Source organism: Actinoplanes flavus, assembly GCF_017592555.1.
Lineage (GTDB): Bacteria > Actinomycetota > Actinomycetes > Mycobacteriales > Micromonosporaceae > Actinoplanes > Actinoplanes flavus.
The window spans coordinates 107,014-126,076 of sequence record NZ_JAGFNS010000021.1 but is presented as its reverse complement, the minus strand read 5'-3'; the positions used below and the strand labels follow the sequence as shown (position 1 = coordinate 126,076).

Annotated in this window: 21 protein-coding genes; 18 read left to right on the top strand and 3 right to left on the bottom strand. The window is 69.8% G+C overall.

The window, feature by feature from the left end:
* Positions 1-3 precede the first annotated feature (3 nt).
* Positions 4-2,259, bottom strand: a complete 2,256-nt coding sequence (locus J5X75_RS28700; RefSeq protein ID WP_208470638.1) for a vWA domain-containing protein — start codon at positions 2,257-2,259, stop codon at positions 4-6.
* A 769-nt stretch (positions 2,260-3,028) separates the two neighbouring features.
* On the opposite strand from J5X75_RS28700, the gene J5X75_RS28695 reads away from it, so the two are divergent.
* The 5 genes from J5X75_RS28695 (at position 3,029) to J5X75_RS28675 (ending at position 6,497) form a co-directional block, all read left to right on the top strand.
* Complete coding sequence (locus tag J5X75_RS28695; RefSeq protein ID WP_208470637.1) at positions 3,029-3,550, top strand: TlpA family protein disulfide reductase; 522 nt, start codon at positions 3,029-3,031, stop codon at positions 3,548-3,550.
* Positions 3,547-5,415 (top strand): ABC transporter ATP-binding protein, encoded by a 1,869-nt coding sequence (locus J5X75_RS28690; RefSeq protein WP_208470636.1) that lies wholly within the window; start codon positions 3,547-3,549, stop codon positions 5,413-5,415. The genes J5X75_RS28695 and J5X75_RS28690 overlap by 4 nt, the downstream gene beginning before the upstream one ends.
* Before the next feature lie 44 nt (positions 5,416-5,459).
* Positions 5,460-5,678, top strand: a complete 219-nt coding sequence (locus tag J5X75_RS28685) for a hypothetical protein (RefSeq protein WP_208470635.1) — start codon at positions 5,460-5,462, stop codon at positions 5,676-5,678.
* Between the two features lie 96 nt (positions 5,679-5,774).
* The gene (locus J5X75_RS28680) at positions 5,775-5,969 is read left to right on the top strand and encodes a hypothetical protein (protein WP_208470634.1); all 195 of its coding nucleotides are present in this window, start codon (positions 5,775-5,777) and stop codon (positions 5,967-5,969) included.
* Positions 5,970-6,077: 108 nt separating this feature from the next.
* Positions 6,078-6,497, top strand: a complete 420-nt coding sequence (locus J5X75_RS28675) for a S26 family signal peptidase (protein WP_307798318.1) — start codon at positions 6,078-6,080, stop codon at positions 6,495-6,497.
* Positions 6,498-6,537: 40 nt separating this feature from the next.
* On the opposite strand, the gene J5X75_RS28670 is transcribed toward J5X75_RS28675, so the two are convergent.
* Positions 6,538-7,545 carry a SelB domain-containing protein gene (locus J5X75_RS28670; protein WP_238489640.1) on the bottom strand — a complete coding sequence of 336 codons (1,008 nt, stop codon included), beginning with the start codon at positions 7,543-7,545 and terminating at the stop codon, positions 6,538-6,540.
* A 1,010-nt stretch (positions 7,546-8,555) separates the two neighbouring features.
* Here J5X75_RS28670 and J5X75_RS28665 point away from each other — a divergent pair.
* The 13 genes from J5X75_RS28665 to J5X75_RS28610 all read left to right on the top strand — a co-directional run bounded on the left by J5X75_RS28665 (position 8,556) and on the right by J5X75_RS28610 (position 18,308).
* Entirely contained in the window at positions 8,556-8,912 is a 357-nt protein-coding gene (locus J5X75_RS28665) for a hypothetical protein (RefSeq protein WP_208470631.1), read from the top strand.
* 1 nt (position 8,913) lies between these two features.
* Positions 8,914-9,465: a MauE/DoxX family redox-associated membrane protein gene (locus J5X75_RS28660; RefSeq protein WP_208470630.1), complete on the top strand. Its 552-nt coding sequence runs from the start codon at positions 8,914-8,916 to the stop codon at positions 9,463-9,465.
* On the top strand, positions 9,432-10,007 hold the full coding sequence (locus J5X75_RS28655) for a hypothetical protein (protein ID WP_208470629.1): 576 nt from the start codon (positions 9,432-9,434) through the stop codon (positions 10,005-10,007). The genes J5X75_RS28660 and J5X75_RS28655 overlap by 34 nt, the downstream gene beginning before the upstream one ends.
* Positions 10,008-10,296: 289 nt before the next feature.
* Entirely contained in the window at positions 10,297-10,419 is a 123-nt protein-coding gene (locus J5X75_RS45630) for a hypothetical protein (protein ID WP_274383678.1), read from the top strand.
* Between the two features lie 78 nt (positions 10,420-10,497).
* Complete coding sequence (locus J5X75_RS28650; RefSeq protein ID WP_208470628.1) at positions 10,498-11,025, top strand: hypothetical protein; 528 nt, start codon at positions 10,498-10,500, stop codon at positions 11,023-11,025.
* A 291-nt stretch (positions 11,026-11,316) separates the two neighbouring features.
* Entirely contained in the window at positions 11,317-11,895 is a 579-nt protein-coding gene (locus J5X75_RS28645) for an IS607 family transposase (RefSeq protein ID WP_208470627.1), read from the top strand.
* Entirely contained in the window at positions 11,892-13,271 is a 1,380-nt protein-coding gene (gene tnpB / locus J5X75_RS28640) for an IS607 family element RNA-guided endonuclease TnpB (RefSeq protein WP_208470626.1), read from the top strand. Before J5X75_RS28645 ends, tnpB begins: the two co-directional genes overlap by 4 nt.
* Positions 13,272-13,285: 14 nt before the next feature.
* Positions 13,286-13,603, top strand: coding sequence for an acyl-CoA dehydrogenase family protein (locus J5X75_RS28635; RefSeq protein ID WP_208470625.1), 318 nt, complete (start codon positions 13,286-13,288; stop codon positions 13,601-13,603).
* Positions 13,600-14,454, top strand: a complete 855-nt coding sequence (locus J5X75_RS28630; protein ID WP_208470624.1) for a phosphate/phosphite/phosphonate ABC transporter substrate-binding protein — start codon at positions 13,600-13,602, stop codon at positions 14,452-14,454. Before J5X75_RS28635 ends, J5X75_RS28630 begins: the two co-directional genes overlap by 4 nt.
* The gene (locus tag J5X75_RS28625; RefSeq protein WP_208470623.1) at positions 14,451-15,623 is read left to right on the top strand and encodes a ferritin-like domain-containing protein; all 1,173 of its coding nucleotides are present in this window, start codon (positions 14,451-14,453) and stop codon (positions 15,621-15,623) included. The genes J5X75_RS28630 and J5X75_RS28625 overlap by 4 nt, the downstream gene beginning before the upstream one ends.
* Before the next feature lie 177 nt (positions 15,624-15,800).
* Complete coding sequence (locus J5X75_RS28620) at positions 15,801-17,387, top strand: amino acid adenylation domain-containing protein (RefSeq protein WP_208470622.1); 1,587 nt, start codon at positions 15,801-15,803, stop codon at positions 17,385-17,387.
* The gene (locus tag J5X75_RS28615) at positions 17,380-17,592 is read left to right on the top strand and encodes an acyl carrier protein (protein WP_208470621.1); all 213 of its coding nucleotides are present in this window, start codon (positions 17,380-17,382) and stop codon (positions 17,590-17,592) included. The genes J5X75_RS28620 and J5X75_RS28615 overlap by 8 nt, the downstream gene beginning before the upstream one ends.
* On the top strand, positions 17,589-18,308 hold the full coding sequence (locus J5X75_RS28610; protein WP_208470620.1) for a thioesterase II family protein: 720 nt from the start codon (positions 17,589-17,591) through the stop codon (positions 18,306-18,308). Before J5X75_RS28615 ends, J5X75_RS28610 begins: the two co-directional genes overlap by 4 nt.
* Here J5X75_RS28610 and J5X75_RS28605 read toward each other — a convergent pair.
* On the bottom strand, positions 18,259-18,927 hold the full coding sequence (locus J5X75_RS28605) for an LmbU family transcriptional regulator (RefSeq protein WP_208470619.1): 669 nt from the start codon (positions 18,925-18,927) through the stop codon (positions 18,259-18,261). The two genes, J5X75_RS28610 and J5X75_RS28605, sit on opposite strands and share 50 nt — an antisense overlap.
* Positions 18,928-19,063: the final 136 nt, after the last annotated feature.

Sequence of the window (19,063 nt, the reverse complement as noted above, 5' to 3'; positions counted from 1 at the left end):
TTCCTAGAGGTCGTCGTCGCGTCCACTGAGGTACAGCGGCTGGGTGGCGTCGTCGGGCGCCGCGATGGCGGCCGGTGCGGGGGAGCGGCCGGACAGCTGCAGGCCGAGCCGTGGATACCGGGGCAGCGGCACCACCGCACCCGGGGTGAGCGACAGGAACGGGCTGTCCGGGAGGGCGTCGGCGTCCGGGACGAACAGGCGTACCGAACCGTCGGCGCCGCGTTCGATCCGATAGCGGTCGCTGCCGGCCGACACCCGCCGCAACGCCGGCGCCGAACCGTCGTCGGGCACCGACACGTCGAACTCGAACCGGGTCCCGGCCGGCGCGACCAGGCGCGGCGGCAGTTCCCGGCCGTCCTCGTGCAGGGCGACGGCCAGGCCCTTCACCTCGATCGCGGCCCGCCGGCGGCGCAGGGCCAGCAGCACGACCGCGAGCAGGACGACCAGCACGACCAGGGCCGCCAGCAGGTACAGCCCGAACCGTTCCAGCAGGCTGGGCGGCGCCAGCACGGTCAGTGCCAGCGGCGCGTTGCCCAGTACGGCGCCGTCGGCGCCGACCACCTGCACGATCCCACCGGCCGGGCCGGGCGCGGCGCCGTCCGCGACGGTCAGTGTGAAGGCGGTCTCGGAGGCGCCGGCCGCGAGCGTGACATCGGCCGCCGCGACGGTGACCGTCCCGGGGCGGCTCACGCCGGTGAGCACGATCCGGGCGGGCACCGCGGCGCCGGAGCCGTTGGAGCCCTGGACGGTGCCGGTGACCTCGGCGCCGGGCAACGCGGTCGCGGCGTCGAGCAGGATCCGTGCCCGCACCTGTGGACCGGCCGCCGCGATCCGGAACGTGGTCTCCTGCCGGTCCGACTCCACCCCGGGCCCGGAGGCGGTGCCGACCACCCGGTAGCTGCCCGCCGCCGTCGCGGGCAGGGTGAAACTGGCGCTGTAGTAGGTGTCGCCGTCGCGTTCGTCCGCCCCGGCGCCGTCGTCGGCCAGCCGCAGCGACTGGTCCAGCCCGGTGCCGCTGACCTGCGCCGCGAAGGTGTAACCCGCCAGTTCGGACGGGTCGCCGATCTCCGCGGTCCGGGTGTGCGGCCGCATCACCACCGACACCGTCTCGCCGGCCCGGGGGCTGGGCGGATCGAGCACGAAGACGGTGTGCAGCACCCCCTGCCACACCGCCCGCGCGGTGACGACGCCGGGTTTCGCGTCCGCCGGGGCGGTCAGCTTGACCCGCCAGGTGCCGCTGGCCGGGTTACGCATCCGCAGCGACTCGACCAGGCCGCCGCTGCCGGCCAGCTCGAAGGTGGTGTCACCGACCGTGCCGGTGGCCGGTGCCGGCTTCCCGTCCGGCCCGATGAACTCCACCGTGATCCGTTCGTCGCCGCCCTTGGTGACGTTGATGGCCCCGTCGGTGGCGATGGCCGGCACCGTGACGCTGAGCTCCACCGTCTCGCCCTCGCCGAGCCGGCCCTCCTCGGGAGGTTTTGAGTCGAGGCAGCGGCCCCGGACGAAGGCGTCCATCATGGCGGTGACCGCGGCCGCCCCGTCGGCGACCAGACGCGCCTGCGGGGTGACCTCGCCCTGCGAGCATCGGGCCGGGGCACTCTGCGCGGCCATCACGTCGAGCAGTTCAGCGCGTACGTCGTCGCCGAACCCCAGCGGCCAGATCTGCACCCCGGCTTCCTTGGCCGCCGGCAGGATCCGGTCGCGGATGTTGTCCTCCGCCTCCCGCTGCCGGCCCTCCGGCGTGTTGCCGTAGTGGCCGTCCTGGCGGACGTCGAGCTGGCCGTCGGTGAGCAGCAGCAGGATCCGCCGCCGATCGTCGGGCTTGCGGGTGAGCGTGCTGACGCCCTGGTCGAGCGCGGCCACGAAGTCGGTGTCGGCGCCGTCACCCGCACGGCGCCGAATGTTCTCCTGTACGCAGGCGACCATGGCGTCCCGGGCCGCGGCGCCCGCGCCGGCCGCGAGCTCGCAGGTCCGGTCCGGGTCGACGGCCTGTACGTTCCCGGCGCGGCTGCCGAACCCGAACACGGTCACATCGGATTCCGGGGACAGTTCGGCGATCGCGACGCTGGCGGCGGCGATCCGCTCCTGCCGCACCTCGTCGTCGCTGAGACTGCCCGACTCGTCGACGGCGATCGCCAGATGGATCGGCTCGACCTCGCCGCCCGGCGACGGAGCGGCCCGCGCCGGGATGACGGGAACCCCGAGGGCACACGCCACGAGCGACGCCGCCGCGACCGCCCGGCCGAACCTGCCGATCATGGAATTCCCTCCACGTTTCGCCGCGCCCACCAGACCCCATTGCGAAAGTCCGAGTGACGACCAGGCTAGGCCCGGAAGCGAAATGAATCGGGAATCGAAAAACCGTGAGTACGCCGTAGCCGAACTGAAACGTCCGTCAGATACCGAATACGGCTCCGCCGGCTCATCGCCGCCGGAGGACCGCCCCGAACTGCGGATACGTGATCACCGTAAAAAATCATCAAACTCTGCGCGGCACACCGCAACCGCGGGGGACGCTCGTTCGGATTACCCTGCCCGAGGCCGCATTCCGCCCGATCGGACTAACCCTCCGGGTGATTCGGCAACCCATTGAGCCCCTTTCATCCGATGCCGGGTTCTGCCGGTGGGGAACGAGGCGGGTCCTGTTACAGACGTGTGAATCGCCCGGCGACGACACCGCTCGAAAAATTAAGATCATGAATCTTGAGCGTACGAGAGGCGCGGCCGCGCTCCGCCGTCGTCGACGCCGGACCGGATTACCGGGACGGATTTCGCCGGCCCGTCACACGTGCTGTTTCGGATGGACGGTGGCCGTCTGGGCTGGTGGGACCGGGGACGTCGGCCATGTCGGCGAGCGCTCGCATCGCGTTCGGTGACGGCGGGCCGGTTGCCGAGCGCTACCGGCCGAGGGCCGGAAGCGCTGATTTCGGTACGGAACCGTCCACGACATCCGTCGATCTCGTGTGTACTATCTCGATCGACAAGCTTCAAGGTCAATTACTCGCGACCGGCTACGGGGGTAGGGTCCGTGGGATATCTCTATGCGCTGGTTGCTGTGCTCAGCGCGATAAGCGTCCTGAATCTACTGCTGACTCTCGGCATCATTCGCCGGCTGCGCAGCCGGCCCATGAACCAGCCGGTCGACTATCCCGGCGTACTGCCGGCAGGCACTGTGCTTGAGGACTTCGCTGCGCGGGACCTCCGGGGCCGCCCGGTGTCCCGCGACGAACTGTCCGGTCGAACCCTCGTCGGCTTCTTCTCGCCGGGGTGCTCGTCCTGCCTGGACCGGCTGCCGGACTTCGTGGCCGTCTCGGCGGCCTTCGGTCGCGAACGGTCCTGGGCTGTCCTCCTCGGCGACGTCGCATCGGCCGGCGAGTACCTGCCTTCGCTGGAACCCGTCGCCCGAGTGGTGCCGCAGGACCCGGACGGCCCCCTGATCTCGGCGTTCTCGGTCAGCGCCTTCCCGACGTTCTTCGTCGTCGACGCCACCGGGCGGATTCTCGCCAGCGGTCTCACCACCGACGACCTGTCCGTCCCGACGGCCGTATGACCGTCGACACCACCACCCGCCCCGGTCTCCGGGGCACGGCCGCACTGCTGTCCGCCGCTCTCGCCCTGGTCTGGCGCGCCTCCTCGACGCTGGCGATGATCCGGGCCGCCACCGCCCTGGTGACCGGCCTCACCCCGGTGGCCATCGCGTGGCTGACCAAGGTGATGCTGGACCGGCTGGTCACCCACGCACCGACGGCGCAGCTGCTCGGCGTCGTACTGGCCCTGGCGGGAACCGTGCTGATCGGCTCGCTGATGCCGTCGATCGCTGATTTCGCCGACGTCGAGCTGAGCCGGCGCACCCGGCTGACCGGCCGGCGCGAGCTCTACCGCGCGATCGGCCGGTTCGGTGGGCTGGGCAGGTTCGAGGACCCGGCGTTCCAGGACCGCCTCCAGCTCGCCGTGTCGAACGGGCCCGCCACCCCCGCGCAGGTGACCACGAACGGCTTGGGAATCGCCCAGGGCATGGTGACGGTCGCCGGGTTCGTCGTACTGCTGGCCGGCCTGGCGCCGTGGATGGCTGTCGTGGTCGCCGTCACGGCCCTGCCCACCGTCCATGCCGAGTTCGCACTGTCGCGCCAGCGCGCGGCGATGATGCTGCAACTCGGGCACGCCGAGCGCCGCGAACTCTTCTACGCCGACCTGGTCTCGTCCGTGACCGCGGCCAAGGAGATCCGGCTGTACGGCCTCGGCGACCTGTTCTCGGCCCGCATGACGGACGAACTGCGTCGCATCAACCGCGCCATGCGCGGCATGGACCTGCAAGAGTTCCGCGTGCAGTCACTGCTCACCGGGCTGGCCGCGGTGGTGGCCGGAGGCGGGCTGGTGTGGGCGGTGCTGTCGGCCCGGTCCGGCCAGCTGGTGATCGGCGACATCGTCGTGTTCACCGCCGCCGTCGCCGGGGTGCAGACCACCCTGGGCTCGATCATCGCCGGCATCGCCCGTACCCATCAGGCACTGCTCGTCTTCGCCCATTACCAGCACGTGGTGCAGGCGCCGGCCGACCTGGCCCCGCTGCCGGACCGGCCGGTGCTGCCCGTCCCGCCGCTACGCGACCGCATCGAACTACGTGACGTCTGGTTCCGTTACGGCCCGTCGCTGCCCTGGATCCTGCGGGGTGTCAACCTGACCATCACCGCCGGCTCCACGACCGCCCTGGTCGGCCTCAACGGGGCCGGCAAGAGCACACTCATCAAGCTGTTGTGCCGGTTCTACGACCCCACTCGCGGCGCGGTGCTGTGGGACGGCGTCGACCTGCGGCAGTTCCCGGTCGACGAGCTCCGCCGCCGGGTCAGCGCGGTCTTCCAGGACTTCATGGCCTACGACCTGAGCGCCGCGGAGAACATCGGGCTCGGCGACATCCACTGGCTCGACGACCGTCAGGCCATCGTGTCCGCCGCCGAGCAGGCCGGCTGCCACACCACGGTCGAAAAGCTCCCGCGCGGGTACGACACCCTGCTGACCCGGTACTTCTCGCCCGAGGACACGCCCGAGAACACCGAGGGCGTTCTGCTGTCGGGCGGGCAGTGGCAGCGACTCGCGCTGGCCCGGTCCTTCATGCGCACCGGCTGCGACCTGCTGATCCTCGACGAGCCGAGCGCGGGACTCGACGCCGACGCTGAGCACGAGGTACACACCCGGCTGCGCACCCTGCGCGGCGGCGCCACCGCCCTGCTGATCTCACACCGGCTCAGCGCCGTACGCGACGCCGACACGATCGTCGTCCTGTCGGACGGCGCCGCCGTGGAACGCGGCGACCACGCCACCCTGATGGACAGTGACGGCCCCTACGCCCGTCTCTTCAACCTTCAGGCCTCCGGTTACCAACCCGCCGTACCAGAGCTACGCCCGCCGACCGGCAGGTGACCGAACGGCCCCGGCACCGCGGCCGCCATCACGAGGGAGAAGACATGCGCATCATCGACAAGCTCGCCGACCGCCTCCTGGAAAAGCTCGCCCCGACCGTCACCGCGGACGCGGCGTGCAAGTACCTCAGCGCTGACCACTACCTGGCCCAGGACCTCAGTTGCAGCTCCGGGTTCCGCGCCTGGACCGTCACCTACTACGACAACTGCCCGTCGAAGCGGACCTCCGTCTGCTCGACCAAGGTCATCGTCATACCGGGCTGACCGGTGAAGAGCTGACCCGGCCACAGGTACCGCGTAGCAGATTTCCACCCATCGACAGGCGGTGACCGACCGGCCTGCCATCACGAGGGAGAAGACATGCGATTCATCAACCGGCTCGCCGACCACCTGCTGGAGAAGGTCGCCCCGACCGTCACCGCGGACGCGGCCTGCAGGTACCTCAGCACGGACCGGCAGATCGACGGCTTCTGCACCAACGGCACACTGGGAGTCCGCGTGCGGACCACCATCCACTACGACAACTGCCCGCCGAAGGTCACCTTCAACTGCTGAAGGCATCTGTCCCGGCGGCCACCGGACCGCTGCTGACAGAATTCCTGCTGCCGGGCGCCGACGCGCGATCCGGCGTCCGGCAGCAGAGTTCCAGGACAGGAGACCCAGATTCTCGTCATCGGCATCGCGGCGCTCGCCCTGGCGGCGAGCGGTGCGATATGGATCCGAACCAGCATGCTGGTGGCCGTCGTCCGTGGCCCCAGCATGCTGCCGACCTACCACGACGGCGAACGGCTCATCGCCCGGCGCCGCCGTCGTCGGGCCGTTCCCCGGCCCGGTGACGTGGTGGTGTTCCGCAACCCGCACCCCGCCGGGGTACCGGGATCGTCGGAGGGACCGCTGCTGATCAAACGGGTCGGCGCGGGTCCCCACGAAACGGCACCGGCCGGCATGACCGCCGACCGGGTACCCGCCGGCCACCTGGTCGTGCTCGGCGACAACCCCGCGCAGAGCCTCGACTCGCGCCACCTCGGATTCATCCCGGTCGACAACGTCATCGCCACCGTCGTACGCGGCCTCCACCGCTGACCGGACTCACCCTGGACGGCGCCACCCCGGCCGTCCTCGGCTATCGGCGGACGATGCGGTGCGCCGCGTCGATGCGGCAGGTGAGGCCCCGCTGGTCGAGATGTTCGAGCAGCGGCACCGCCACGCGACGACTGGTGTCCCACACCGCACGGGCCTGACTCACCGTGAACGGCTGCCCCAGCCCGGCGAGCCGGCGCACCGCCTCGGGCAGCGCGTCGGGCAGCAGATAGACGCCGTCGGCGACCCGGTACAGCAAGCCCGAGGCGACGGCGGCGGCCAGGTGTCGCCGGGACAGCCCCTGCCGGGCAAGGTCCGCGGCGCCGGGTGCCGCGAACGGGGCGTCACGCAGCCCGCCACAGATTCCTCCAACGCGCGGGCGCACCGGCTCCGGGAACCGGATCCCGGTCTCCCTGCCGCGTACCCCATGGTTGTCGACCACGAGCCCGGCCTCGGCGGCGAGAGCGCCGATCAGCCGTGGATCCGGGATGCCGGCCCGGCGCACAGCCGCCTCCGGCGCCAGACCGGGCGACAGCGGGTTCGCCGCCGCCCACTCGTCGACGGCCCGGCGCAGCGCGGCCGCCCAGCCCTTCCAGACGACCCGGTCGACCAGCCAGTCGCCGGCGGCGACAGCGCCTTCCGGAGCCGCCGCCGTCCGGTCCAGCACTCCCGCGGTGACCAGCGCCGTACGGCGAACGGCCCCCCGGCGAGCGACGTCACCGGCGGCATCCGGACGGTCGGTCATGGTCGACAACTGGTCGGCCCGGCGCCGGGCGTCGCCGCGGGCGTGCAGCAGCGGGGGCATGGTGTCCAGGACGAGCCGATACCGGGGCTTGTCCTTATGTTTGGCCCGGAACTTCGGGAACAGGACCTTGCGGCCCCGACGCTTTCCGGTCTTCGACGACTTCCAGTTCCCGAGCGCCTCTGCGGCGTCCACACTGGCGCACTCGAACACGTCCGTGGAGACCGCGTCCCGCCACAGCAGCCCACGTTCCCCGGTGTCGTTGCTGGCAGGGCTGTCCGTAGCTTTGCCGTTCTTCCACGCGTTCATCTCGCGACTCGCCGGCCTCGGCCGCGCCGGATGACGCCGAAACGGCCGCGCGGGCATTTCGAGGGTTGATCCGAATCGGCGCCGGTCCGTTTGCCCAGGTCACGTGCTGGATCTGGGAGCAACGTGACGGTCAATTCCTCGACGGGCGGCAGAGGGGATGTTTTCCGTCGAATGTCCGGCTGGCTTCCGGGAAGAATGACGACTCGAATTCGTTCGGTGGGCTTGCCATTTTCGAGGACCTCGATGGGATCACGGGTGTGATCCACAATATGGGAACATCCTTTGCAGTCGTCGCGACGGGGGAGTGTTTCAGGGTCGTCCATGACCGGGCGCTGCCTCTTGCCGGATCGATTCGGCAATGGAGGCCGTGACCAGGGCGCCCTGTCTTCACGGCGACACCACCCCTGCGTGACATGCACTCCGGCGAAGTCTTCTGGCAGTGTATCTGCCCAGCTCAGGAGGCTGGGGAGGGCCGGTGAGCCGCATCTCCTGTTTCTTCGGGCAACCGTTGGTGACGTGTCGCGCCCGGTTCCTTTCGAAGTGGTGGGACTCCCTTGAGCGCCTGCGGTTCGTCCTGCCTTTCCGGATCGGCCACGATCGGCCCGCCCGGCCGTATGGGGGCGCAGCCCCTGAACCGTGCATCATGTGGAGCCGAGAACAATCGATTTTCGCCGGTGTTCGCTGGTTGTTCATATTGTCGGCGGTCGGCAATATTCGGCATGCTGAACGCGGGTCCGGGGCGGCATCGCGTCCGATCCCTCCAGATGGGATGACCTTGAGGGGTTGTCAAATTCGGACGGGCGTTGCAGGATCGATGCACATCACTTGAGCCTTCACGGGGGTGTTTCATGGATCAAGGACTGGGGATCTCGCGTCGACAGATCATGAGGGTCGGGGCGGTCGCCGGGTCGGCAGTCGCGGTGGTCGCAGTGGCCGGGCGATCCGCTTCGGCGGCTCCGGCTCAGGCCCCGGACGCCAGCCAGGCCAAATCGAGAGGTGACCTCGGGCGTGTGTCCTCCGCCGGTGGTGGCCGAGGTTTCGTGGCGGCGCCGCAGCAGGCCCACTTCAAGAAGGTGATCAAGCCGGAGCAGGTGCCGTTCGCGGGTTTCCCGGAGGGCATCACGCCGCGTCCGGGCGATCTCGTCACGGTCACCGACAACTGGGACGGGTTCGCGGTCGCGGCCGTTCCGGTGGTCCACTGGCTGGTGGGCAAGCCGAAGAAGCTCTCGGACGGCGCCTACGAGGTGGCCGGCGAGCGTGTCGTCGCGTCGCCGCTGCTCGAGGCGCAGAAGTCGAAGCGAGTCCGGGTCTGTGTTCTGGACACCGAGCTCCCCGAGGCCCAGGTCATGGCGGTCCAAGCTGCCTGACATGCCGCCGCTGCTCGACGCTGCGGTGCGTTTCGTCGCCGCAGCCGTGTTGCTCTACTCCGCGGGGCAGAAGCTCGTAGCTCCCAAGGTCATGCGGCAGACGTTGCAGGGTCTGCGGTTGCCGGCGCCCGGCGTGCTGAACTTCGTTCTCATCGCCGTGGAGCTGACCACCGCCATCCTGTTGCTGACGGCCCCTCGATCACTGGTGACGACAGCGATGGTCGTCGGGCTCGGATCATCCTTCGCGGGGGCGGCGCTGCTGGCCATGACGCGAGGTGAGGTCGTGCGGTGCGCCTGCCTCGGCCGGGGCACCGAATCCAACCTCGGATGGATGCAGATCGCGCTCCTGCCGGTGTGGCTTTCCGTTGCCTGGGTGGCACGTTCCGGCACGTCGGACGATTTCGTCGGAGCCGCCTGGGTCGCTGTTGTCGCAGTTTCGCTGAGCCTTGCGGTGATCGCCTTCCAGTTGCGGCCGCTGGCTCTCAGGAACTGGAGCTACCTCAAGATGTTGGAGAGTCAATGGGATTCCTCTGGGTCCTCGTCGCGGCCTTGAGTGTCATCGTCCTGATCTGTGTCTTCGCCTTGGTCGACCAATATCAGAGCCTGGAACTGATCCGCGCCGCCCTCAAACTGGAAGACAATCCTTCGCCGATTCCGTTCGCATCCGACGGATCAGTGAAGCCGTCCTTGGTCGGCTTGCCGGCGGAGCTCGATCAGCAATCGTACTTGCCCGTTCTTTTCGTCTCCGTCTCCTGCAGCACGTGCCGGTCCATCGTGGAAGGCCTGCGCCGCAGGGATTTCGACCTCGTCTGGATCGTGTTGCAGCACGCCCATTCCGAGGACGAGGGTCGGCTCTGGCTTGAGGGGCTGGGTGTGCCGCTGGCCCGTACGACTGTCGATGTTGACGGCAGCGTCGCCCAGGCAATCGGCATCGACACCGTTCCGGCGGTGATCATCTACGGTTCCGGTGAGCCGTTCCTGGCGCAGACCCTACCCTCGTTCCGGCAGTTGCAGCCGTTGTTGAAACCTCGTGAGATGGCACCGGACATGACGCCTCCGCTTCCCTTCGCCAAGGAAGGAACTGTACGACTATGAGCACCACTCTGGAATGTGTGACCCCGACCGGAACCGCATCCGTCGTCGAAAGGCCGACGGGTCGGCGGTTCGCTGTTCTCGGTGCCGCCACCGCGGTCATCGCCGGTCTCGCGACCGTCCTGAAGGCCTCGCCGGCGGTGGCGGACTGCCAGGGCTCGCCCTGCTGTTCGCTGGCCAAATGCAATCAGTGCCACTATGCCGTCAGCAAGGACCGCTACACCTGCCCCTCGGGCTACCGGCGCAGCTACTGGACATGTGTCAGCGGCAGCCGGACCTACGGATGCGGCGAGTGCACGACGGGATCCAACTGCTGGACGGGCCCGTTCGCCTGTTCCATCTGGTACGTATGGTAGATATCTGGATCGTCGGTGTGGCCGCGATGGCCGGCTTCGCGCAACTGTTCAGCCCTTGAGGCCAGTCATTCATCGGAGTAATCCGCCCCTTCGTGCAAGGGGGTTCGAGGAAGACGATCCGCGACTGGCTACGGTTCTTGCTGACTCTCTCCGTCGCGCATGTCGCGATGGCCGGGCTCGTCGTGGGTTTGCTTTATCAGATCGGAAGTGTCGTCAGTAGTTACATCGATGACCGGGTCGCTGTCGCCGTGTGCGTTGGTCTGGCGGCGGTCGGAGCCGTCTTCGACATCAGAGCCATCCGGAACGATTCATATGCGCCGGGCCTACGACGTCAGACGTCGAAGGCATTGGCCCAGCGTGATGACCTTCCGCAGTGGGTGGCGCCGATGATCTGGGGTCTCGACACCGGTACGATGTGGACCACGTTCCGGGTTTCGGCGTCAACCTGGGTGGTAATGATCGCTGCGCTGTTGCACGTCGCCCCGCAATGGAGTGGGCTGGTGTTCGGTGCCGCTTTCACCATTCCGTTGTCGTTGGCGGTGATCGCTGGTCGCGGTGACGTGACGGAGCTGGGTGGGCCCGGTTCCCGGCGCGTGGTCCAAGCGATGACGGTCACGGTGGCGCTGCTTCCCGCGGCGGTGCTGGCCGGTTCGATGGCGATGTAGCTCGGGTGGGCAGGATCGGGGATTCCCGGTCCTGCCCGCCGCTGTCGGCGGGGTTCTGGCGAGTCCGACATTGATCGGGCCCTCTGGAACAAATGGGGCTTTTCGGGGTATCGTGCCGTGCAGTAAAGGCATGGTCAATCCCCGAGGCAAGGGCACCAGCGTCGATGACCTGGGCTGACTTGCTCAGCATCAGAACCGCCCCGGGGGTTGGCGCCGCAACCACCATGGGGGTTAACAACTGCCGGCATGTCGGTTGTCATTAGTGCTCATTAGTCACCTAAAGTCGATATCGTGAACTTGAAGGAATGGGCAGCGGCCACGGGGATCTCGTACGCGACGGCACGTCGGCGTTACGAGTCCGGGACGCTGCCCATTCCCGCTTACCGTCTCGGCCGCCTCATCATGGTCGGCGAGCCGGTCACCGGAACGCCGGCCGAGGTCGGGCAGACGGTGGTGTATGCCCGGGTGTCGTCGGCTGACCAGAAGCCGGACCTGGACCGACAGGTCGCTCGGGTGACGGTGTGGGCCACCGGCCGGAAGCTCGCCGTGGACCGAGTGGTGACCGAGGTCGGCTCGGTGCTCAACGGGCACCGCAAGAAGTTCCTCGCCCTGCTGCGCGACCCCGCCGTGTCCACGATCGTGGTCGAGCACCGCGACCGGTTCGCACGCTTCGGCGCCGAGTACGTCGAGGCGGTCCTGTCCGCGCAGGGCAGGCGCCTGCTCGTCGTCGATCCGGCCGAGGTCGACGACGACCTGGTCCGCGACGTGACCGAAATCCTGACCTCGCTGTGTGCGCGGCTGTACGGCCGTCGCGCTGCCGCGAACCGCGCCCGCCGTGCGGTCGAAGCCGCCACCGAGGACCCGGCGTGACAACGATCCAGGCGTACCGGTTCGCCCTCGACCTCACGCCCGGTCAGGAACGCGACATGCTCGCGCACGCGGGGGCGGCCCGCGTCGCCCACAACTGGGCCCTCGCGAAGGTCAAGGCCGTGATGGGCCAGCGCGCGGCGGAACGGTCCTACAGTGTCCCGGACGAACTTCTGACCCCGTCGCTGTCGTGGTCGCTGGCCGGGCTGCGTAAGGCGTGGAACGCAGCGAAGCCCGAGGTGGCTCCGTGGTGGGGCGAGGTGTCCAAGGAAGCGTTCAACACCGGCCTGGACGCCCTGGCTCGCGGCTTGAAGACCTGGGCCGACTCACGCACCGGCAAACGGGCCGGGCGACCGAGCGGGTTCCCCCGGTTCAAGTCCCGCCGCCGCACCACACCGTCCGTGCGGTTCACCACCGGCGCGATCCGGGTCGAACCGGACCGGATGCACGTCGTCCTCCCGCGCCTGGGCCGCCTGAAACTGCACGAGTCGGCCCGCAAACTCGCCCGCCGCCTCGAAGCGGGCACGGCCCGGATCATGTCCGCGACCGTGCGCCGTGACGGTGGGCGCTGGCACGTGTCGTTCACCGTCGAGGTCGAACGCGCCGAACGGGCACCGGCCCAGCCCGGCAGCGTGGTGGGGGTCGACGTGGGCATCAAACACCTCGCGGTGCTGTCCACGGGCGAGTTGGTCGACAACCCGCGGCATCTGGCCGGAGCGCAGCAGCAGATGCGGGCGCTGGGACGGGCGCTGTCGCGTAAGACCGGCCCGGACGGGCGCACTGGACAACGGCCGTCGAAACGCTGGCAACGGGCAGCCGCCCGGCTCGGCCGCGCCCACGCCAGGGTGGCCAACCTGCGCCGCGACGGCCTGCACAAACTGACCACCCGGCTCGCCCGTGAGCATGGCACGGTCGTGGTCGAAGACCTCAACGTGACCGGGATGCTCGCCAACCACAGGCTGGCCCGGCACATCGCCGACGCCGGGTTCGCCGAGATCCGGCGGCAGCTGGCGTACAAGACCACCTGGAACGGCGGCCGGCTGCTCGTGGCCGACCGCTGGTATCCCTCCAGCAAGACCTGCTCGGGCTGCGGCGCGGTGAAAACCAAGCTCGCCCTTTCCGAGCGCGAATATGCCTGTGCGGCGTGCGGCCTGATCCTTGATCGCGACCGCAACGCCGCACTCAACCTGGCCGCTCTCGCGGCGCAGTTCGACACCGCCGGGAGTGGCCCGGTGGCAGGACGTGGAGCCGACCAGAAGACCCGCGTACGCGGGCAGGTGGCCGTGAAGCGTCAACCCGGCACGGCATCCGCCGGTCAGACCGGGACCGTCCCGCCGCAAGGCAGGACTACCAACCGTGTGCTCACTAAAGCGCACTGAAAGGTAACGGAAACATGACCGCGTATCGGGCCGCGCTGCAGGCTGTCCTGGACACGGAGGTCCGGCCGCGTGCGGCCGACGTCGACCGGACCGGAGACTATCCGAGAGCGGCGATCACAGCCCTCGGCTCGGCGGGACTGCTGGGGCTGACCAGCGCTCGGGAGATGGGTGGCGGCGGATCGGCGTTCCGTAAGGAGCTCGGCATCGAACGGCACTTCCGCGACGCCCTCGCCGCCCGGGTGATGGCACCGACCACCGAGGCGTTGCACGACTTCACCGGCCGTGCGGCCCTCGGCCTGCCGCTGTTCGACACCCCGGAGGCGTCGGCATGACCACCTTCACCATGGGGGCGGTCGCCTACGACCCGAAGGTGGTGACCATCTGGGACGGCTTCCGGGCCTGGCTGACCGCGGCCGGCCTGCCGTTCGACTACGTCCTCTACTCCCACTACGAGCGGCAGGTCGAGGACCTGGTCGCCGGGCGCATCGACGCGGCGTGGAATTCCCCTCTGGCCTGGATCCGGGCCCGGCGGCTCGCCGAAGCGCGGGACCTGCCGATACGGGCCCTGGTCATGCGTGACACCGACCGCGACCTGGCGACCGCCGTCGTGGTGCGCGCCGACAGCGGGATCACCGCGGTCGGCGACCTGCGGGGCCGGACGGTCGCCACCGGCGCCGTCGACTCGCCACAGGCCACCCTGCTGCCGCTCGAACACCTGCGCGGGTGTGGTCTACAACCCGGCACCGACTTCACCGTCCACCGCTTCGACGTCGGCGTCGGCCTGCACGGCGACCACGTCGGCGGGGAACGCGACGCCGCCCGCGCCCTGATCGCCGGCGATGTCGACGCCGCCTGCGTGCTCGACGGCAACCATCTGCTCTTCACCAAGGAGGGCGTTCTGCCGTCCGGAAGCACCCGGCTGCTCACCACCACCGCCCGCTACGACCACTGCAACATGACCGTCACCGGCGCCGCCGACCCGGCCCTGGTCGCACGGTTCGAGGAGTTGCTGCGGTCGATGTCGTACGCCGATCCGGCCGTACGCGGGCTCTTGGATCTTGAAGGTCTGACCTCCTGGGAAGAGGGCCGCACCGATGGATACGACCTGCTGGAGGCGGCCGTCACCGCGTCCGGCTTCTATGACGCGACGGGTGCCGTGACCGCTGCCGGGTACCGGCCGTGAACCTGGACCTGGCCGGCCTGGCCTTCGACGCCGGCGGACGCCTGCTGGTGCGGAAGACCCTGGCCGGCCTGCCTCCGGGCAGCACCGTCACGGTCACCGGCCGCGACCCGTTCCTCACCCTGCACCTGCGGGCCTGGTGCCGCTCGGCCGGTCACGGCACCAGCACCACCCCGGACGGCGGCGTCGAGGTGGTCACGGGCCGCCGGGACGCCCACCGCTGGGCTCAGGCGGAACGGGCCGGCGAGCCCGGCACCGTCACCCGCCGCCCGCCCGGGCACTGGGGCCTGGCCGCCCGCGGCGCCCTGCTGGAAGCCGGCGGTCCCGACCCGGCCTACGACCTCAGCGACCGCGATGTGGTCTGGGCCGACCTGGCGCCCCGGCTCTACGCCCAGGCCGCGGCCTCCCAATGGAACCCGGCCACCGCGATCCCCTGGGACGCGACGTTCGCCCTGCCCGCGGACATCGAGGCCGCGGTCGTGCAGATCATGACCTATCTGGTGGAGAACGAGCAGGCCGCCCTGGTCATCCCGGCACGCCTGCTGACCCGCGTCCACCCGCACTTCCGCGAGGTGGTCGGATTGCTCGCCGTCCAGGCCGCCGACGAGGCCCGGCATGTCGACGTCTTCACCCGGCGGGCACTGCACACCGGCGGCCGGATGGGCAGCTCGTCGGCCGGCGGCCGGGCGTCGCTCGCGTCGCTGCTGGCCGAGCCCGACTTCACGCTCGCCTCGTTCCTGCTGTCGGTGCTCGGCGAGGGCACCTTCGTGCACCTGCTCACCTTCCTCGACCGGCACGCCCCCGACCCGGTGACCCGGGCGGTCACCCGGCTGGCCCGCGCCGACGAAGCCCGGCACGTGGCATTCGGCGTCGCCCACCTCGAACATCAGTCGGCCTCGGACCCCACCATGCTCGGCAGGCTTCGGGCGGCCGTCGAACGCCGTCATGACGTGCTGATCGATACCGCCGGCCTCAACCAGGACGTGTTCGACGCCCTGCTGCTTCTGGCCGCGGGGGAGTGGACGCCGGAGGCGCTCGGCCGCGGCCACCTCGCCGTGCAGCGGTTACAGGAGGACATGGACACCGGCCGCCGCCGGCACCTTTCCCGGCTCGGCTTTCCCGACGACGAGGCCGCCGAACTGTCCGCCCTGCACACCCGCAACTTCATGTGACACGGAGGCGGCTCCCCGGCCGGCCATGGTCGCACGAACCGCCGGCGCCGAAACAGGCCGCGACGGTGGGTGGGGCCCGGCGGTCGCGCCGTTCTTGTGGCATCGATCGCCCCGGTCCTACCGTCCGACTCGGATGTCTCGCCAACAAGACAGGCGCGGCTGGAGGCGGACCAGATCATGATGATGCGCGGAAAGCGGGTGGCCCTGCCCCCGGCCCCCGTCGTCCACCAGCGTTTCGAGAGGTACGCCGGGGCGGCACCCGACGCGGTCGCCGTGGTCTGCGGCGGGGAACACGTGACGTACGGGGAGCTGGACGCCAGGGCCAACCGGTTCGCCCGCCTGCTCGTGTCGCGGGGATACGGCCGGGGCGCCCTGGTCGGTGTCTGCCTGCGCTACTCGATCGACCTGCTCGTCGCCGTCCTCGGAGTGCTGAAGGCGGGAGCGGCCTACGTACCGCTCGATCCCACCTATCCGCCGGCGCGGCTGCGGCTGCTGCTGGGGCAGGTTCCCGATCTCGCCCTGATCGTCGCCTCCCCGGCGACGGCGGAGCTGGTCGAGTCGGCGACGGCGGAGATCGCCGACCTCGACGCGCTGCGGACCGACCTCGAGAGCCGCCCGGCGACCGCGCCGGACGTCACGGTCACCGGCGACGACCTGTGCTACGCGATCTTCACGTCCGGGTCGACCGGCATCCCGAAGCTGACCGCGGTGCGCCACGAGGGCTGGTTCAACCTGCTGAACTGGCTCCAGGACGCGTTCGGTCTGCATCGCGGATCGCACCACCTCGTCGTCAGCGCGTTCGGATTCGATCTGTCCCAGCGCAGCCTGATGACACCGCTGTTCTGCGGAGCCACGCAGCATCTGGTCGCCAGCCGCCATTTCGACCCGGCCATGGCCTACCGCATGCTGCAGCGCCACGACATCCGCACGGTGCACTGCGCGTCCAGCACCCTCTACCTGCTGGCGGACTGGGAGAAGGCGTCCGGCGGGACCGCCCTCACCGAACTGGACCAGGTCCTGTTCGGCGGGGAGCCGCTGCATGTCGAACGGCTCCGCGACCTCGTCGGGCGCGAGCCGGGCGGGTGTGCCCTGCTGCATCAGTACGGCGTGGCCGAGTGCACGGACGTCGCGACCTCCTTCGACCTCGCCGGCTACCGGCCCGGCGACCACGAGATCGCACCGGTCGGCCGTCCCGTGCACAACACCGACATCCACGTTCTCGACGAGCGGATGCGCGGCGTCGGGGCGGGGGAGTACGGCGAGATCGGCATCTCCGGAGCGGGGGTCGGTGCGGGCTACCTCAACGGCGCGGGGCCCGAGTCGCAGCGTTTCACGACGGTCGAGGTGGACGGTGTGCCGCGCCGGCTCTACCGCACCGGCGACCGCGGCTACGTGAACGAGGACGGCGACCTGGTCGTCGCCGGGCGCATGGACGCGCAGGTGAAGGTGCGGGGGATGCGCATCGACCCGGCCGATGTCGAGCGGGCGCTGACCCGGCTGGCCGGGGTCCGGCAGGCCGCCGTGGTGAGCAGGTCCACCGACGCCGGTGACACCGAGCTGATCGCGTTCGTGGTGCCGGAGGGCGACGATCTGGCCGGCGCCGAGTTGGGCGCGCGGCTGCTGGAGACGTTGCCACGCAACATGGTGCCGGCCGAGTTCGTCAGCATTCCCCGGATCCCGCTGAGCCCGCACGGGAAGTCGGACCGGTTCGCATTGCTGGACGTACTCCGTGACCGGCGAAAGGAACAGGGTGTTCGTGGATGAGGTGCGCACCATCTGGTGCCGCGAGCTGGAGCGTTCCGATATAACGCCCGAGCAGGACTTCTTCGCCCTCGGCGGCCATTCCGTGATCATGGCCAGAATTCAGCGGGCCTACATCGACGAAATGGGCTACGAAATACCGATGGACGAGATGTACGCCCATCCGACGATCGCGTCGATCTCCGCTTACATGGAATCGCTGCCATGAGCGCCGGCTCCTGGCTCGTCCGGCCGGTGTCCGCCGACTCCCGTGCGCGGGTCTTCTGCTTTCCGTACTCCGGGGCCGGAGCCTCGGCCTTCCGGGCCTGGCCGCACACGGTCGGCGACGTCGAGGTCTGCCCGGTGCAGTTCCCCGGCCGTGAGAACCGGCTGGCCGAACCCCACTACGGCACCTACCGGAGGCTGGCCGCCGACCTGGCCGACGGGCTGGGCCCGGCACTCGACCGCCCGTACGCGTTCTTCGGACACTGCGCCGGAGCGCTGCCCGCCTTCGAGGCGGCGGTGGTCCTCCGCGAACGGGGCCTGCCCCGGCCCGCATGCCTGTACGTGTCGGGTCAGCTCGCCCCGCACGACTCCGCGCGCGACCGGATGCTCACCATGACCGAGCCCGAACTACGCGCGGAACTGGAGTCGGTGATGCGCAGCCGTGGGCTCGAACCGTGGCCGGACATGGTCCGGATGGGTATGTCGGTGCTCCTGCGCGACCTCGACGCCGCACGCGAGTACCGCCGGGCGGAGCCGATCGACGTCGGAATCCCCATCGTCGTGCTGCACTGGCGCGACGACGACGAGGTGAGCCTGGACGGGCTCCAGGGGTGGCGCGACTACGCGGAGTCGGTCGAGTTCCGGGTCGTCGACGGCGGGCACCACGACTTCATGAACGCTTCCGCCGACCTGTTGCGTGCGGTGACCTCGTGGCGGTGAGCCGCGGTTGCTCGTCGCACGCCTGGGCCGCCGCGCTGGCCAGCGCCCGTTCCGCCCAGGTCTCCAAGGGGAGGCCGAGCCTGCTCGCGGCCTGCTGAAACGACTCGAGGCGCTCCACCGGGATCGACATGTTGAGCACCGCGACGGCGCCCCGGCCCGCCCCGCCGGCCCGCCCACCATGGCCGTCGTCGGTCCGTTCCAGCAGGCTGTCCTTCACCTCCCGGCGCAGACGTTTCGCCGACCAGGCGTACTCCTCCGCCTTGCGCAGCCAGAACTCCTGCTCGGGTTCGGAAAGGGCGGCCACCTCGGCGTGGTGGGTGAAGCTCAGCCCCTCCCGGCGCCGGGACATCGGAAAGCGCCGCGCCACCCAGGCATGGTTGCGCAGCGTCTGGTAGTCCAGCTGGGTGAGCTTCACGGCGTCCTGATACCGGCCGCGGTAGGCGGTCTCCCCGTAGACGAGCCAATCCCCGAGGCACCACGCCGAGGAGCTGTACACATCGCAGAGATAGCCACCGACTCCGAGCCACCTGTCGAACGGCATCTGGTGCGGCAGGACGAGTCCCCGCCTGGTCACGAATGCCGAGCCGTCGAGCGCCTGCACTGGCGAGTCCCCGCCCATGCCGTCTCCTTCAAAAGCCCGCGAACGGCGATTATCTTAACCACGCCGGGATCGCGAAGTAAACCAAACAATTGCTATTCATCTCGGCCGCTATCGCTTCTCTATCGCCACCGCATTTGGCTTCCGTGCTCCCTTG